12 protein-coding genes and 1 pseudogene are annotated in these 15,163 nt (G+C 65.0%); 7 read left to right on the forward strand and 6 right to left on the reverse strand.

The genetic code is table 11. The features are described from left to right. Nucleotides 1–101: 101 nt before the first annotated feature. Complete coding sequence (locus ACVIJ6_RS23545; RefSeq protein ID WP_456774644.1) at nucleotides 102–1,061, forward strand: IS110 family RNA-guided transposase; 960 nt, start codon at nucleotides 102–104, stop codon at nucleotides 1,059–1,061. 286 nt (nucleotides 1,062–1,347) lie between these two features. Beyond that, nucleotides 1,348–2,223, forward strand: coding sequence for a DUF6869 domain-containing protein (locus ACVIJ6_RS23550; protein WP_456774645.1), 876 nt, complete (start codon nucleotides 1,348–1,350; stop codon nucleotides 2,221–2,223). A 517-nt stretch (nucleotides 2,224–2,740) separates the two neighbouring features. Here ACVIJ6_RS23550 and ACVIJ6_RS23555 read toward each other — a convergent pair. Next, nucleotides 2,741–3,118, reverse strand: coding sequence for a tautomerase family protein (locus ACVIJ6_RS23555; RefSeq protein WP_456774646.1), 378 nt, complete (start codon nucleotides 3,116–3,118; stop codon nucleotides 2,741–2,743). Between the two features lie 97 nt (nucleotides 3,119–3,215). Between ACVIJ6_RS23555 and ACVIJ6_RS23560 the strand changes: the two genes are divergently transcribed. From ACVIJ6_RS23560 to ACVIJ6_RS23570, 3 genes and pseudogenes are all read left to right on the forward strand, one after another. Continuing rightward, nucleotides 3,216–4,073, forward strand: coding sequence for a LysR family transcriptional regulator (locus ACVIJ6_RS23560; protein WP_456774647.1), 858 nt, complete (start codon nucleotides 3,216–3,218; stop codon nucleotides 4,071–4,073). Nucleotides 4,074–4,708: 635 nt separating this feature from the next. After that, nucleotides 4,709–6,050: pseudogene (locus ACVIJ6_RS23565) on the forward strand (carbohydrate porin). Between the two features lie 192 nt (nucleotides 6,051–6,242). After that, complete coding sequence (locus ACVIJ6_RS23570) at nucleotides 6,243–7,457, forward strand: adenylate/guanylate cyclase domain-containing protein (RefSeq protein ID WP_456774648.1); 1,215 nt, start codon at nucleotides 6,243–6,245, stop codon at nucleotides 7,455–7,457. A 74-nt stretch (nucleotides 7,458–7,531) separates the two neighbouring features. Here ACVIJ6_RS23570 and ACVIJ6_RS23575 read toward each other — a convergent pair whose 3' ends face one another. After that, on the reverse strand, nucleotides 7,532–7,819 hold the full coding sequence (locus tag ACVIJ6_RS23575) for a DUF3303 domain-containing protein (protein ID WP_012045366.1): 288 nt from the start codon (nucleotides 7,817–7,819) through the stop codon (nucleotides 7,532–7,534). A gap of 196 nt (nucleotides 7,820–8,015) precedes the next feature. Further along, entirely contained in the window at nucleotides 8,016–9,857 is a 1,842-nt protein-coding gene (gene ilvD, locus ACVIJ6_RS23580) for a dihydroxy-acid dehydratase (protein ID WP_456774649.1), read from the reverse strand. 377 nt (nucleotides 9,858–10,234) lie between these two features. Here ilvD and ACVIJ6_RS23585 point away from each other — a divergent pair, with 377 nt between their 5' ends. Together ACVIJ6_RS23585 and ACVIJ6_RS23590 are read left to right on the forward strand one after the other, a co-directional pair. Continuing rightward, a complete protein-coding gene (locus tag ACVIJ6_RS23585; protein ID WP_456774650.1) occupies nucleotides 10,235–10,600 on the forward strand; it encodes a copper resistance CopC family protein in 366 nt (121 codons plus the stop codon). A gap of 7 nt (nucleotides 10,601–10,607) precedes the next feature. Continuing rightward, complete coding sequence (locus ACVIJ6_RS23590) at nucleotides 10,608–12,266, forward strand: copper resistance D family protein (protein WP_456774651.1); 1,659 nt, start codon at nucleotides 10,608–10,610, stop codon at nucleotides 12,264–12,266. On the opposite strand, the gene ACVIJ6_RS23595 is transcribed toward ACVIJ6_RS23590, so the two are convergent. The 3 genes from ACVIJ6_RS23595 to ACVIJ6_RS23605 all read right to left on the reverse strand — a co-directional run bounded on the left by ACVIJ6_RS23595 (nucleotide 12,251) and on the right by ACVIJ6_RS23605 (nucleotide 14,965). After that, nucleotides 12,251–13,060, reverse strand: a complete 810-nt coding sequence (locus tag ACVIJ6_RS23595; RefSeq protein WP_456774652.1) for a hypothetical protein — start codon at nucleotides 13,058–13,060, stop codon at nucleotides 12,251–12,253. The genes ACVIJ6_RS23590 and ACVIJ6_RS23595 overlap by 16 nt on opposite strands. 87 nt (nucleotides 13,061–13,147) lie before the next feature. Continuing rightward, complete coding sequence (locus tag ACVIJ6_RS23600) at nucleotides 13,148–13,654, reverse strand: DUF3455 domain-containing protein (RefSeq protein WP_456774653.1); 507 nt, start codon at nucleotides 13,652–13,654, stop codon at nucleotides 13,148–13,150. Between the two features lie 96 nt (nucleotides 13,655–13,750). Continuing rightward, complete coding sequence (locus tag ACVIJ6_RS23605) at nucleotides 13,751–14,965, reverse strand: NADP-dependent isocitrate dehydrogenase (RefSeq protein ID WP_456774654.1); 1,215 nt, start codon at nucleotides 14,963–14,965, stop codon at nucleotides 13,751–13,753. Between the last annotated feature and the right edge of the window lie 198 nt (nucleotides 14,966–15,163).

Consider the following 15,163-nt stretch of genomic DNA (forward strand, 5'->3'; position numbering starts at 1 on the left):
GATGAAGCTTGTTTCAGAGCGAGGGACAGATCCGGTGTCTTCCTCAACCCGAACAGTTGCAAGGGCTTTGAGCCCAAACCGAGCAAGGAAGGGAGTCGAAGATGGCACAAACTGACAGCGTTGTCGCGGGCATCGATGTGGCAAAGGACAAGGTGGATGCGTGCGTTCGGACAGTCGCCGAACGTCCAACTTTTCTGAGCGCCGCGGTAGGACAACGCCGGTTGGTCGCCTGGGTGCGTAAGCACAAGGTCACCAAGGTCGTGATGGAGGCGAGTGGAGGCTATGAGCGGGAATGGGCCAAACTGCTGCGCCAGGCTGGCACCGAGGTGCAGGTTGTCGACCCCAAGCGGGTTCGCAACTTCGCATTATCGGCCGGACGCTTAGCCAAGAACGACGCGATCGACGCGGAGATGATCGCTTGGTTTGGCGAGACATTCAGCGATGGGCCAAGTCAGGTCTACGATGCAGATCTTGAGGAACTGCAGGGCTTGGTGAAGGCGCGTGTGAGACTGGTCAATGCCAGAATAGCCCTTGGGTGCCAGAGTGAACACGCCGCGCCGCGGACGGTCCAAAAGGCGCAGGCGCGCATCCTGGAGAGCTTTGACAAGGAAATTGCCAAGCTCGAAGCAGAGATATCAGCCAAGGTCAGGTCCATCCCGAGCTTGGCTGAGCGTGCGGAGATCATCGCCAGCGTCCCAGGACTTGGTCAGATCAGTGCCGCCAACCTCGTCGCCGGAATGCCGGAGCTCGGCCGAGTCAGTGACAGGATCGCCGCTGCCTTGATCGGTGTGCCCCCCTATGACGACGACAGTGGCAAGCACCGCGGTGAGCGTCATATCGAGGGAGGTCGCCGCTGGGTCCGCAACGCCATCTATATGCCCTGCCTCGGCGCGGCAACGCTCAACAACCCTGTTCTCAAGGCCTACTATCGTCGACTGATCGCCAAGGGCAAGAAGCCCAAAGTGGCCGTCATCGCCTGCATGCGCAAGCTGATCATCATCCTCAACACAATGCTCGCACGCGGCCAGCAATGGGATCCGGCACGTTGCGTGGCGAGCTGATCGAGCGCGCTCCTGCCGCGCTCGGTTCCCGACCGAGCGCATGTAAGTCGACTGGACCTGTGAACGGATTGGCTCAAGGCCGAAGCCGCCGAAGGCGGTGGCGCGCCCAGCGCCAGCCTTGAACCAAGCCGGCTTACAGGTCCAAAACTCCACAGTTGCTCATCCGGACCGGAACGTGGGAAGAATAGACATGACTTGCTGATTTTCGGAAATTGTTTATTTTTGCGCGAGGCTCTTGAAACGGACGATGTATTTGAGACAAATCATGAAATGAGCATTGTGTTGCATGACATTCGGACGCGCCATGCGAGCAGTGAGCGCCAAGCAGCTTTGCGTCGCGCCGACTGATCGAGTTGCGAAAGGGGGAGTCGAGACAGGGAGGCAATGGCGCGATCACGTCACTGTGGCTGAGGTTGAATGCGAGTGGTATTCCTGGCCCATGAGAGCCTCTAAAACGCGGCAGCTCGAAACGCTGGAAACCGACTATCGGGAGCTTCTCCTGTCGGCATTGCAGAAATGCGTCGCCGGTCATTGGGGCTTGTTCGCCCACAATGAACCCGCATCGACGCAACTAAGCCCGGTGCTGCGCTCGCGTCTCCTTGACCCGGCCGTGCAGGAGCTTCTTGCTCTGGGCTCGAAAATTGAGGGCTTGCGTGCTCGGTTCGGACTTGAGCCTTTCCAACTCCATGAGCGCCTCCTGAAGATGAGGTCGTGCCATGGCTCAAACAGTCCCGGCGAACCGAAATTGGCCCAGCGATGGTTGGACGAGTTGCGGCACACGAGAATGGGGGAAGTCGAAAAGCGTGGACTCGTGGCCTCGTGGATTGCTCTTTGCCTCGCGAGCGGGGACTCGGCGACGCGTGACGCGAACTTCTGGGCCTATGAGAAATTCGAGAGTTTGCGGAGAACGTCGCCGGACGAATGTTGGGAACTGATACATGCGATCAGGCAAGCAGACTCATCAGATCCGATTTTGGCGAATCTTGCAGCAGGGCCATTGGAAGACATGCTTGTCGATCATGGCCATCGGTACTTCGATGAAGTTGAGCGATTGGCGAGGACTGACGCGCAATTCCGGAAAATGCTAGGCGCTGTCCGGAAAAATGATATTGCCGACGACGTGTGGTCGCGAGTTCAGCGGGTCGCGGGGCCCAGCTTTTGAGCGCAACAATGGCGTCGCGGTTGGACGATTTCTGTTGTTGATCCGCTGCGGACGTCGCAAACGCGGGCTTCACACCCGGAGACCAAGGGCGCTTTGATCCATCTCGGGCCTCTCGGTCCGCAGCGGAAGTACGCCGTGAGCATCTTCATCGCGACATACGGCCCACCGCCCAGTGATCTTGCGCCAGAAAATATCGGCGCGATTCCTCCTGGTCTGCTTCGGGGCGCCGTCCGCGATGAGTGGAATGCCATCGTTCAGGATGCGCAGCCTCGCTAGGACGACGCCTCAGTCCAAGACCGCTCCTCATCTTCAATGGAGACTGAATTAGCTGTCCCTGACTCCAGAGGATTTACCCAGCATGCCGCCGTTCCAACGACGCGCTCTCCTTGTCATCGCGAGCGCAGCAGCGAGGCAGCCCAGACCGTCTCTCCTGAGGGATTCTGGATTGCTTCGCATGCGCTCGCAATGACGCGCGGAGACATCGTCCTTCCAGGCAAGCCGCCCGTGATCCGTCGCCTCATGCGAACTGCGCGAGGCCGTGGCCGACCGACCAGTTCTCCTTGGCGGCGTCGAGGATGGTCATGAACACGTCCTCGGGCCGGATGCCGGGGCTCTCCCCGAGCAGCTCGGCGATGCGCCGGAACAGCGCTTTCTTCTGCTCTCGCGTGCGGGTGTTGAAGACGGTGATCTGGATGTAGACGAGATCGTCGCTGCGGTTGACGCCGAAGGCGTTGCCATAGCGGAAGTTGGAGGGATCGTGCTCGGTGATGGTCATGAACTGATCGTCCTCCGGCACGTCGAGCGCCTCGCGCATCGCCCGGTAGAGGCTATCGAAGACCGCCTGCCGGTAGGCCTCCGGCTTGCCCGCACGCAGCGAGATGTGAAGCAGCGGCATCCCTGGTCCTTTCATCCGTGATGTCGGCTGAGAGGTTAGATGCGGCCGTGCGGTTCGGGTATGCTGGGGATCGAGATATCAGTCATAATGGCTGGAAATGACCGAACACCCGCTCGACCTGGACGAGGTCCAGGCCTTCGTCCGCATCGCCGAGCTCGGCAGCTTCACCCGCGCCGCCGAGGCGATGCAGACGACCCAGGCCGCGATCAGCCTGAAGCTGCGGCGGCTCGAGAACCGGCTGGGGTGCCGGCTGATCGAGCGCACGCCGCGGCATGTGCAGCTGTCGGAGCGGGGCAGGGTCTTTCTCGATCCGGCCCGTCAGCTGCTGGCAGCCCACGACCACGCGCTCGCGGCGTTTGCCGGCGTGCGGCAGCGCCTGATCATCGGCATCAGCGACCATGTCGCCGGGCCCGAGCTGCCGGCGCTGATCGCGCGCATGAACGACCTTGATCCGCATCTCGTGGTCGAGATCCGCATCGGATCGTCGGACGACCTGCTGCAGGGCTACGACCGGCGCGAGCTCGAGGCGGTGATCGTCCGCCTGCATGCCGGGCGCAGCGATGGCGACCTCGTGGCCGAGGAAAAGTTCGGCTGGTTCGCCGACCCGGACTGGCAGCCGCGCGCGGGCGAGCCGTTGCCGGTTGCGACCATGGCGGAGCCCTGCGGCGTGCGTGCGATGGCCGCACAGCATCTCGACGCCGCCGGCATGTCCTGGACCGAAATCTTCGTCGGCGGCGGCGTTGCGGCGGTCGTGGCCGCCGTTACGGCCGGGCTCGGCGTCGCCGCACTCGCGCCACGCATGCTGCCATCGGGCGCGGTCGATGTCGGCGCAAGGCTCGGACTGCCGGAACTGCCCCGGCTGCCGGTCCTGCTGCACACACGGGTGCGGGACGGCCGGGCGCGCGCGGCGCTCGATGCCCTGGTGGCCGCCTTCCGCAGCGCGGTGCAGTCGTGACGCATGCGGGACGGGTTGCGGCGCCGGTGAGGGAGCTTGGAGCTGATGATTGGAGCTGATGAGATGAACTCCAACCGCAATTTCGACGGACAGATCGATGTCTTGGCTGATCGCGCGTGTCGCGACCGATGAGATCGTCGTCGATGGCAAGCAGATCTATTGCATCTCAACGCAGTCGGACTCACGTGGGCGACGTGCTCTCTCCGCGTCATTGCGAGCGAAGCGATGCAATCCAGAGTCGATCGGGAGAGGCAGTCTGGATTGCTTCGCTTCGCTCGCAATGACGCGCGGAAACACCGGGCTTCCAAGCGAGACGTACGTGGCGCGCACGAGTGCAGCGACATACGGCCGGAGATGCTCCCGTCGCTGGATCTGACTGCCAAATATTCCGCATCGCAGCATGTGACACCGATGTCACAGTTACTTTTATACCGACTCCCAAATATAATATGACTATTCAAAGGCATCTCGGCGCTTGCTAGGGTCGCGGTCCAATCTCAGGTTGATGAATCTGCTCAGCTAATGAGCGACGCCGGGATTGAGCCGAGGGGAAGCGCGAACCGGGACGAAGGCTTTGGGGCCGGGGCGCGACATAAAAACAACCAGAGCCTGGGGCGCTGCGAGGAGCAGAAAAGATGAATGGGTTTGTGACGTCCGCACGCATGTGCGGCGTGGGTGTTGCCTTGTCTCTGGTGGGGTGTGGGGCGTATGCGGCGGATATGCCGGCCAAGGCGCCGATTCCCTACGCCGGTGTCGATGATTTCTGGACGCGGCCATATCTGTTCGGCGATCTCGGCCGGACCAAATTGAAGGAGCAGGGCATCTCGCTCGCGCTCACCCTCGGCGACGAAGCTGTCACCAATCTCTCCGGCGGCTCGCGCAACACCTCGGCCAATGCCGGGCAATTGTGGTTCCAGGCCAAGTTCGACATGGCCAAGCTCGCCGGCATCCCCGGCGGAACGATCGGCATCACGCTGGTCGACCGCTTCGGCAAGAACCTCAACAGCGAGGCCGGCATCCCGGCGCTGCAACTGACCAACGAGGTGTTCGGCCGCGGCAACATCCTGCGCCTGACCGAGTTCTACTACTCTCAGAAGCTGCTCGGCGATCGCCTCGAATTGAAGGCGCGGCCGGCTGCCGGTCGGCTCGGACTTCTTTTTCGGCCAGTGCGAGTTCATCAACCTGACCTTCTGCGGCGGCCAGCCCGGCAACATCCAGGGCGGCTACATCTACAACTGGCCGGTCAGCCAATGGGCCGGCGTCGTGCACTACAACTTCACCAAGGAGTGGAAGCTGTCGGTCGGCGTCTACGACGCCAATCCGAACTATCTGACGACGTCCGATGCGGGCGTCTACCTGGCGCCGGGCATTCCGCGCTCGAACCCGGCCGCGGGCGTGCTGGTGCCGGTCGAAGTGGTGTGGGAGCCGAGCGGTCCGCTGAACGGCACCTGGCGCTTCGGCGGCTGGTATGACAGCGCCTCGTCGATCGACGGTGGCCTGCCCGGCATCATCGGCGTTGTCCGCGGAGGCCCCGGCGTCGGCGACCAGAACCTCAGCAGCCAGCGCGGCCGCTACGGCTTCTACGAATCGATCCTGCAGCGCCTGACGGTCGATGGGCCCAAGGCACAGGGCTGGTACACCTTCCTCAACACCAGCGTCGCCGATCACCGCACCTCGTACCAGGACTACCAGATCGCCTGGGGCATCAAGCACACCGGCACCTTCTCGTTCCGTCCCGAGGACGAGGTCGGCTTCGCGGTGGGCACGACGCATGTGAACTCGGCGGCGCTGACGCCGAATGCCGGCGGCAACGAGATCCCGCTCGAAGCCTGGTATGGCTGGCAGGCGACCGGCTGGATGAACATCAAGTTCGACGCGCAATATGTCATCAATCCCGGCGGTCGCGGCTTCAACGGCGCCGGCGTGAAGACCAACAATGCCGTGGTGCTCGGCCTGCGCACCGTGGTCCACTTCTGATCTGATGCTCGATCGAGGGGCGGATGGCCATATCCGCCCCTCAGCGGCGCTGGAGCGTTCCCTTGCCCCGCGGCGTCAGCCCGCGACGGGCTGCCCATCCGGGCAGGGGCGCGATGCGCGGACGCCGATTGACTCTTCCGCACTGCGGCACGACATCTCCTGGACCGCCGAGCGCAAGTCCCAGGAGAGCGCATGACCGTTTCAGACGCCCATCTCGTTCCCGGTCAACTGGTTCCCGACCAACGCCGGGGTGACGAGGTCGTGGACTGGCTCACCAACGGCACCCGCGACGAGCGCTTCATCGACAATATCTTCGCCCAGATGTGCATCCGGCTGCAGCGCAGCGGCATTCCGGTGAAGCGCGCCTCGCTGCACGTCCAGATCAATCATCCGCTCTGGCTCGGCGCACGCATGCTGTGGAGCGACGGCATGGAGGGCTCCGAGATCGTCCGCATCGACTACGACGTCGGCGCGCGGTCCGAATTCATCGGCAGCCCGGTGAGCGAGATCTATCACGGGGCCGACGAGATCCGCGAGAACCTGACGCGCGACCGCGTGCTCGGCCGCCAGCATGCGGTCTATGACGACATGCGGGCGCAGGGGCTGACCGACTATGTCGCCTGGCCGATCTTCCACACGCTCGGCAAGCGGCACTGCGTCACCTTCGCGACCGACCGCCGCGGCGGTTTCGATGATGCCGACATCGATGCGTTGAAGCGGCTGCTGCCGGTGCTGGCGCTGGTCAGCGAGATCCGCATCAAGAACCGGCTGGCGCGCACCCTGCTCGAAACCTATGTCGGGCCGCATGCCGGCGAGATGGTGCTCGCCGGCGCCACGCGGCGCGGCAGCGGCACCACGGTGCGCGCCGCGATCATGATCTGCGATCTGCGCGACTTCACCAGGATCTCCGACAATTGGCCGCGCGACGACGTCATCGATCTCCTCAACAGCTATTTCGATGCGATGGTGGAGCCGATCACCCAGCATGGCGGCGAGATCCTGAAATTCATCGGCGACGGCCTGCTCGCGATCTTCCCGCTCAGCGACCCGCAGGCCTGTGCCAAGCTGCTCTATGCGGTGACCGATGCGCGCAAGGCGATGGCGGCGCTGAACGCGCGCAATGCCGAGATCGGCCGCGCGCCGCTGAACTACGGCATCGGCGTGCATCTCGGCGACGTCATGTACGGCAATATCGGCTCGCTCAGCCGGCTCGATTTCACGGTCATCGGCCCCGCGGTGAACATGGCCTCGCGCATGGAGGCGCTGACCAAGCAGGTCGGCCGCAACGTGCTGCTGTCGCGCGCCTTCGCCGAGCATCTTGAGGGCGAGTTCGCGCTGGAGCGCGTCGGCGAATACCCGGTGCGCGGCTTCAGCGAGCCGATCGAGCTGTTTTCGTATGAGGGGTAGGGATGCGCGTAGCCCGGATGAGCGCAGCGACATCCGGGTTCAACTAACGAAAATCGCGCATGCTCAGCTCGCCCTCAACTCTCATCCAGATACGGCGCCACCACCTCGCGGGTCTCGGCGCTGGTGACCACCGGCACGATCTCGAAGGTCATGCCGGTGTCGCGGGCATTGGCGAGAATCCATTGCTGCAACAGCCGCGCGTCGTCGCATTCCATCAGCTGGAAGCAGCGGTCGAAATTCGGCTCGATCCAACTGCCGAGATATTTCAGCCCGTCGGGAAATTTGATTCCGGGATCGCGCACCCGGCGATAGACCGGGATCGGATCGCGGTCCTTGAAACGTTCGATGACCATGAACAGCATGCGCGCCTCCCTCTGGGTGGGGCGCATTGTGAGCGGGTTTCGGCGGTGATGCCAGATCGCGCCGGTTGTCTCACTGTTCGACCAAGCCGGGCTGCAGGCGCGCGGCGTCGTCCTCTCACTGTCGTCCGGCCCCTGTGGGGAGATGGCCTGAGCCATCTCCCCACTGAGATCGCGCGCAACGGAACGCAGTCGCGTGTCAGTCCTTGACGATGCGCACGGCGCCCTTGGCGGCGCTGGAGGCGAAGGCCGCATAGGCCTTGAGCGCGGTCGAGACCTTGCGGGCGCGCGTCTTCGGCTTCCAGGCCTGGTCGCCTTTGGCCTCCATCGCGGCGCGGCGCCTGGCCAGCTCCTCATCCGGCACCGCGAGATGGATGGTGCGGTTGGGAATGTCGATCTCGATGCGGTCGCCGTCCTGCACCAGCCCGATCAGGCCGCCTTCGGCGGCTTCGGGCGAGACGTGGCCGATCGACAGACCCGAGGTGCCGCCGGAGAAGCGGCCGTCGGTGATCAGCGCGCAGGCTTTGCCCAGGCCCTTCGATTTCAGATAGCTGGTCGGATACAGCATCTCCTGCATGCCGGGGCCGCCGCGCGGGCCTTCATAGATGATGACGACCACGTCGCCTTCCTTGACCTTGTTGGTGAGGATCGCCTCCACCGCGGCGTCCTGGCTCTCCATGACGCGCGCCGGACCGGCGAATTTCAGGATCGAGGCATCGACGCCCGCGGTCTTCACGATGCAGCCGTCGCGCGCGATGTTGCCGGTCAGCACCGCGAGGCCGCCGTCCTTCGAATAGGCATGCGCGAGGTCGCGGATGCAGCCTGTCTCGCGGTCGAGATCGAGCTCCTGGTAACGGCGGTCCTGGCTGAAGGCGACTTGCGTGGGCACGCCGCCGGGGGCGGCCATGTAGAAATTCTTGACGCTGTCGCTGGCCGTGCGGCGGATGTCCCAGCGCTCCAGCGCAGCCTCCAGCGAGGTCGCATGCACGCTCGGCAATTCGGTGTGCAGCAGGCCGGCGCGGGCGAGCTCGCCGAGGATGCCCATCACGCCGCCGGCGCGATGCACGTCCTCCATATGCACGTCGGCGACAGCGGGCGCGACCTTGCACAGGCAGGGGACCTTGCGCGAGAGGCGATCGATGTCGGTCATGGTGAAGGGGATTTCGCCCTCATGCGCGGCGGCGAGCAGATGCAGCACGGTGTTGGTCGAGCCGCCCATCGCGATGTCCATGCTCATCGCGTTCTCGAACGCCTTGAAGTTGGCGATGTTGCGCGGCAGCACGCTCGCATCGTCCTGCTCGTAATAGCGGCGGGCGAGATCGACGATCAGATGACCGGCCTCGACGAACAGGCCGCGGCGGTCGGCATGCGTCGCCAGCACCGAGCCGTTGCCGGGCAGCGACAGGCCGAGCGCCTCGGTCAGGCAGTTCATCGAGTTGGCGGTGAACATGCCCGAGCAGGAGCCGCAGGTCGGGCAGGCCGAGCGCTCCATCACCTCGACATCGGCGTCCGAGACCTTGTCGTCGGCGGCCACGATCATCGCGTCGATCAGGTCGACCTTGCGCAGCTTGCCCTGGATGTTGACCTTGCCGGCCTCCATCGGCCCGCCCGAGACGAACACCGCGGGGATGTTGAGCCGCATCGCGGCCATCAGCATGCCAGGCGTGATCTTGTCGCAATTGGAGATGCAGACCATGGCGTCGGCGCAATGCGCGTTGACCATGTATTCGGTGCTGTCGGCGATCAGTTCGCGCGACGGCAGGCTGTAGAGCATGCCGTCATGGCCCATCGCGATGCCGTCATCGACCGCGATCGTGTTGAACTCCTTGGCGACGCCGCCGGCCTTCTCGATCTCGCGGGCGACCAGCTGGCCGAGATCTTTCAGATGCACGTGGCCGGGCACGAACTGCGTGAAGGAGTTGACGACGGCGATGATCGGCTTGCCGAAATCCTCATTGGTCATGCCGGTGGCGCGCCACAGGCCGCGGGCGCCGGCCATGTTGCGGCCATGGGTGGAGGTGCGGGAGCGATAGGCGGGCATGACGGTTTCCTCAGGCGTTCCTCGAGAACAGGCAATGTTGGTCCGGACAGGCGGGCAGCAGGCCACGGCCGCCGTCCGGCCAAGGACGCCGCGAGGCATACAGCGAAGTCCTTGACGATTCGACCCTAAATTTCGCCGCATCGGGGATGCCGGGCGGGCAGGGCGGGTGGCCCGCTGCCCGCCTGTCCGGCGGCGGCCGTCCACAGGCTGGCGGCGTGGTCACAACTTTGTGCCTATTTGTGGAACGCGCGCACACCGTACATTAGAACGGAGCGGTTCTGTTCCTGGCCGGGAAAGCCGGACAGCTCCGCCATCAGCCTCGGTCGTTTGACTCCAGCCTCTTGAAACCACCCGTTTGAGCCCAGTCGCTTGATCCCATGTCGTGCATCATCCGATCCCTTCATCTGCCCGTTATGGCCGCACTGCTGCTGGCCTGTCCCGGCACGGCGTCCGCGCACGCCATCATCGTCACCTCGCAGCCCGCATCGGGCGCGACCATCGACAAGGACGCGGTCGCGATCCGGCTGCGCTTCAACAGCCGCATCGATCACGCCCGGTCGCGGCTCAAGCTGCGCGCGCCCGACGGCGCGGAGCAGGCGCTGATTCCGGCCGCGGACGCGCCGGCCGACGAGATCGATGCCGAGGCCCGGGCGCTCCGCCCCGGCGCCTGGCACCTGCAATGGCAGGTGCTGAGCGTCGACGGCCACATCACCCGCGGCGACATCCCGTTCAACGTGCGCTGAGCGCGCCATGGCGCTGTTCCTCGACATTTTCGGCTATCTCTCGGTGGTGCTGCGCGGGCTGACGCTGCTGGCGCAATCCTTCACCATCGGCGGTCTCGCGTTCCAGCTCCTGCTGATGCGGCCGCTGCAGGCCAAGCTCTCCGCCGAGGCGCTCGTCGTCGGCAAGCGCGGCCAGCGGCTGCTGCGCCTCAGTGCGTTCGGGTGGTTCGCCATCGTGCTGGCCGCGCTTGCGGTCAACATGGCGGCGCTCACCGGCACGCTGGAGCTCTCGCTGGGCGAGGCCGCAGGCGCCGATTTCGCGCGCTCCGGTTTCGCCGTCGCGGCCTGTGCGCTCGGCATCGCGCTGCTTGCTCGGACCGGCCATTGGGGGAGAGCGCGCGCGATGATGCTGGTCGCGCTCGCTGGTCTCGCGCTCGCGATGCAGCTCAATCTCACCCATGCGGCGAGCCGGCTCGACGTGCGCTGGCCGCTGCTCGCCGCCGACTTCCTCCACATGCTCGGCGCCGGGATCTGGATCGGCGGCCTGCCGTATTTCCTGCTGGCGCTGAACGGTTGCAGGTCTGATGACGACCAGCGCCGGATCGGGCGGCGCTACTCGCTGATGTCGATGGCCTCGGTCGCCGCCATCGTGCTCGGCGGCACCATCATGGCGATCGCCTATCTCGGCTCGTTCGCGGCGATCTATGGCACCGCCTATGGCGTGATGACCTCGGCCAAGGTGGCCATGCTGCTGATGCTGCTGGCGCTCGGCGCCGGCAATTTCCTCGCCGTCGAGCGCCTGCGCCGCCGCGATCCCGCAGCACCGCTGCTGCGGATGAAGCGATTCGTCGAGGTCGAGCTCGGCATCGGGCTCACGGTGCTGCTCACCGCGGGATCGCTGACCTCGCTGCCGCCGGGCATCGACCTTAGCCAGGACCGGCTGAGCTGGAGCGAGATCGTCGAGCGCGCCACGCCGCAATGGCCGCGGCTCTCCAGCCCCTCGGTGGACCAGCTGACGATCTCCCAGCTGCAGGCCAAAATCGACGCCGCCGACGCCCAGCGCGTGACCGCGCCGCAGGCCTATGTGCCGGGCGAGGGCGTGATCCTGCCGCGCAGCGCCGCCGACATTGCCTGGTCGGAATACAACCACCATTGGGCCGGCATCTTCGTCGCGCTGATCGGCGTGCTCGCGCTGATCGAGCGCTTCTCCTGGGGCCGGTGGGCGCGGCATTGGCCGCTGCTGTTCCTGGTGATGGCGGCGTTCCTGTTCTTCCGCGCCGACGAGATGGCCTGGCCGCTCGGCCCGATCGGCTTCTGGGCCTCGTGGCGCGATCCCGAAGTGGCGCAGCACCGGCTGTTTGTGGTGCTGATCATCCTGTTCGGCCTGTTCGAATGGCGAGTGCGGCTGCGCGGGCAACAAGCCGGGCGCGCGGCGCTGGTGTTTCCGCTGACGGTTGCCGCCGGCGGCGCGCTGCTGCTGACGCATTCGCACGCCATCGCCAACATCAAGGATCAGCTCTTGATCGAGATGAGCCACACGCCGCTGGCGCTGTGCGGCATCACCGCCGGCTGGGCGCGCTGGCTGGAATTGCGCATGGACGGGCGGATCAGCCGCGCCGCCGCCTGGGTCTGGCCGGTCGCCTTCGTGCTGGTCGGGCTGATCCTGCTCGATTATCGCGAGGCGTGAGGCGACCGGGCGGCCGCGCCCGTGCCAGCCTCATGATCGGGCCATACGATCTCGATATGCTCGTTGTTGAAGTCGGGGTCGTTCTCGTCGCCGCGCCGCCAGCAGGTCATGCCGGCCGGCAGCCTAGCCAGCCGGATCGGCTGGCCGTCCGGCACCCGCGCGCCGAAGGCGAGCAGGTCGATGAAGCGGTTGACGAGGTCGAGAATGGCCTCGCGATGCTCGGTGCGGACCCGGTGGACGCTGATGTCGGGACGGCCGAACTTGCGCATGCCGCGGGTGTGGATCCATTCCGTGCCGTCTCCGTCCCGAGAGATCAGGGTCACGACGTGATGCCGCGGCGCGCAATGCCCGACATTGAAGGCACGCGTGCGCCATTCGGTCGGACTCCACCATTTCAGCATCTGCGGGTCGTAGATCGCGACGCCGCCCACATCCAGGCAGAAGGCCAGGAGGCCGATCACGTCGCGGAAATAGCTCAGCGTCGGCGGATCGGCGATGTCGCCTTTCACCACCAGGCAGCAGTCCTGCGCGGCCACGATCGCCGCCAGATCGGGATCTTCGGCGATGAGCCGGGTCCAGGGATGGCCGGTGCGAAAGCGCGTCACGACGTCGGGATGCTCGGTCGGACCGTAGGACAGCAGGTCGATGCCGTCAGGCACGCCGCTCGACCGATAGGCGCTCCTCGACAGCGGCCGATCGAGATCCACCCAGCCATAGACGATGTAGATCAGGAACGGGTCGTTGCCGCCCGGCGCATAGTGAGTTCGCGGCCACTCGGCGAGCAATGGCGTCATGCGCGATGCTCCTGACATCGTGCCGGCCATGTGTCGCGCATGGCTGGCTTGGCTTCGGCCTGGTCGCCCGCGCCGCGGTGCATCCGCTCACTCCTTGCGGAGGAAGACGTAGTCCGCAGAATAGGCCACGCTGCGGAACTGCCCCGCGGTCTCGCAGGCGCCTTCCAGCCTGCCGCCAACGGTGTTGGTCCGCTGCACCGTGGTGATGTCGGAGAACACGCCCTGGCCGCCGCGATGCGAGACGACGGCGAGCTTCAGCCAGGGAATGTCGTTGTCGGTGGTGCCGATCGCGGTGCCCTGTACCCGGCCGCTGACGATCGAGCCGTCCTGATGCTCCCAGCTCGGCCCGGCATAGTGGCGGCCGACCGTCTTGCCGTCCGCGACCAGCGTGGCGACCGGCTCGCGGAACGTCCAGGCGAGCTTGCCCTCCTTATCGGTCTTGCATTCATAGACCTGCGCGCCCTCGGCATGCAGCGTCACCACCGGCTTCTCGCCGGCGGCGACGAGGGCATCGGGAATCGCGGTCTCGGCGGCATCGACGTGGACGGTCAGGGCTCCCAGCAGCAGCAGCGACAGCGTCGGGATCACGCGCATGGTCAAGTCCTCGATAACAGCGGAAACGGAAACGGGCCGCGCTTGCGGCGCGGCCCGTTGATAGGTGACCAAACCAGAAGGCGAAAGTGGGGAGACTTACGCCGCCATCGCCTTGGTCAGGTTCTCGGCGATCTTGTCGAGGAACCCGGTGGTCGAGAGCCAACGCTGGTCGGCGCCGACCAGCAGCGCGAGGTCCTTGGTCATGTAGCCGGCCTCGACAGTGTCGACGCAGACCTTCTCCAGGGTGGCGGCGAACTTGGCGAGCTCGGCATTGTTGTCGAGCTTGGCGCGGTGCGACAGGCCGCGGGTCCAGGCGAAGATCGACGCGATCGAGTTGGTCGAGGTCTCCTTGCCCTTCTGGTGTTCGCGGAAATGGCGGGTCACCGTGCCGTGGGCGGCCTCGGCTTCGACGGTCTGGCCGTCCGGCGTCATCAGCACCGAGGTCATCAGGCCGAGCGAGCCGTAGCCCTGCGCCACGGTGTCGGACTGCACGTCGCCGTCATAGTTCTTACAGGCCCAGACATAGCCGCCCGACCATTTCAGCGCCGCGGCGACCATGTCGTCGATCAGGCGGTGCTCATAGGTGATCTTCTTGGCCTCGAACTTGTCCTTGAACTCCTTGTCGTACACCTCCTGGAAGATGTCCTTGAAGCGGCCGTCATAGACCTTGAGGATGGTGTTCTTGGTCGAGAGGTAGACCGAGTAGTTCTTGGCGAGGCCCATGTTGAGCGAGGCGCGGGCGAAGTCGTAGATCGACTCGTCGAGATTATACATCTCCATCGCGATACCCGGGCCCGGCGCCTTGAAGACCTCCTTCTCGATCACCGTGCCGTCGTCGCCGACGAACTTCATCGTCAGGACGCCCTTGCCGGGGAACTTGAAGTCGGTGGCGCGGTACTGGTCGCCATAGGCGTGGCGGCCGATGATGATCGGCTTGGTCCAGCCGGGGACGAGGCGCGGCACGTTCTTGCAGATGATCGGCTCGCGGAACACGACGCCGCCGAGGATGTTGCGGATGGTGCCGTTGGGCGACTTCCACATCTCCTTCAGGCCAAACTCCTTCACCCGGGCCTCGTCGGGGGTGATGGTGGCGCACTTCACGCCGACGCCGACCTTCTTGATGGCGTTGGCGGCATCGATCGTGATCTGGTCGTTGGTCTTGTCGCGGCTCTCCATCCCCAGGTCGTAATATTGCAGGTCGATGTCAAGGAACGGGTTGATCAGCTTGTCCTTGATGTACTGCCAGATGATCCGGGTCATCTCGTCGCCGTCGAGCTCGACGACCGGGTTGGTCACCTTGATTTTTGCCATGATCGATGGGGCCTTCTTGGGAACAGCGCGCCAGGAATGGAAAGCGCTTGTGAAATCAAGCGCGTCATAGCACTGCTGCACCGCGGGCGGAAGCGCACCCGGTATGCGCCCGGTGCTGATTTTCGCAGCCCTCTCATGCCCTGGGCCGTGCCGCCGGAGCGTGCCGCCTGCAGTTTCGGGCAAACCGCAAAATTCCGG

This window comes from Bradyrhizobium sp. USDA 4369, from assembly GCF_054056435.1.

What these genes read in the sequence shown, in the direction of transcription:
- ACVIJ6_RS23545 (WP_456774644.1), top strand. Translation starts at nt 102, where the DNA reads ATGGCACAAACTGACAGCGTTGTCGCGGGCATCGATGTGGCAAAGGAC.
- ACVIJ6_RS23550 (WP_456774645.1), top strand. Translation starts at nt 1,348, where the DNA reads ATGACATTCGGACGCGCCATGCGAGCAGTGAGCGCCAAGCAGCTTTGC.
- ACVIJ6_RS23555 (WP_456774646.1), bottom strand. Translation starts at nt 3,118, where the DNA reads ATGCCGCTGCTTCACATCTCGCTGCGTGCGGGCAAGCCGGAGGCCTAC.
- ACVIJ6_RS23560 (WP_456774647.1), top strand. Translation starts at nt 3,216, where the DNA reads ATGACCGAACACCCGCTCGACCTGGACGAGGTCCAGGCCTTCGTCCGC.
- ACVIJ6_RS23570 (WP_456774648.1), top strand. Translation starts at nt 6,243, where the DNA reads ATGACCGTTTCAGACGCCCATCTCGTTCCCGGTCAACTGGTTCCCGAC.
- ACVIJ6_RS23575 (WP_012045366.1), bottom strand. Translation starts at nt 7,819, where the DNA reads ATGCTGTTCATGGTCATCGAACGTTTCAAGGACCGCGATCCGATCCCG.
- ilvD (WP_456774649.1), bottom strand. Translation starts at nt 9,857, where the DNA reads ATGCCCGCCTATCGCTCCCGCACCTCCACCCATGGCCGCAACATGGCC.
- ACVIJ6_RS23585 (WP_456774650.1), top strand. Translation starts at nt 10,235, where the DNA reads ATGTCGTGCATCATCCGATCCCTTCATCTGCCCGTTATGGCCGCACTG.
- ACVIJ6_RS23590 (WP_456774651.1), top strand. Translation starts at nt 10,608, where the DNA reads ATGGCGCTGTTCCTCGACATTTTCGGCTATCTCTCGGTGGTGCTGCGC.
- ACVIJ6_RS23595 (WP_456774652.1), bottom strand. Translation starts at nt 13,060, where the DNA reads ATGACGCCATTGCTCGCCGAGTGGCCGCGAACTCACTATGCGCCGGGC.
- ACVIJ6_RS23600 (WP_456774653.1), bottom strand. Translation starts at nt 13,654, where the DNA reads ATGCGCGTGATCCCGACGCTGTCGCTGCTGCTGCTGGGAGCCCTGACC.
- ACVIJ6_RS23605 (WP_456774654.1), bottom strand. Translation starts at nt 14,965, where the DNA reads ATGGCAAAAATCAAGGTGACCAACCCGGTCGTCGAGCTCGACGGCGAC.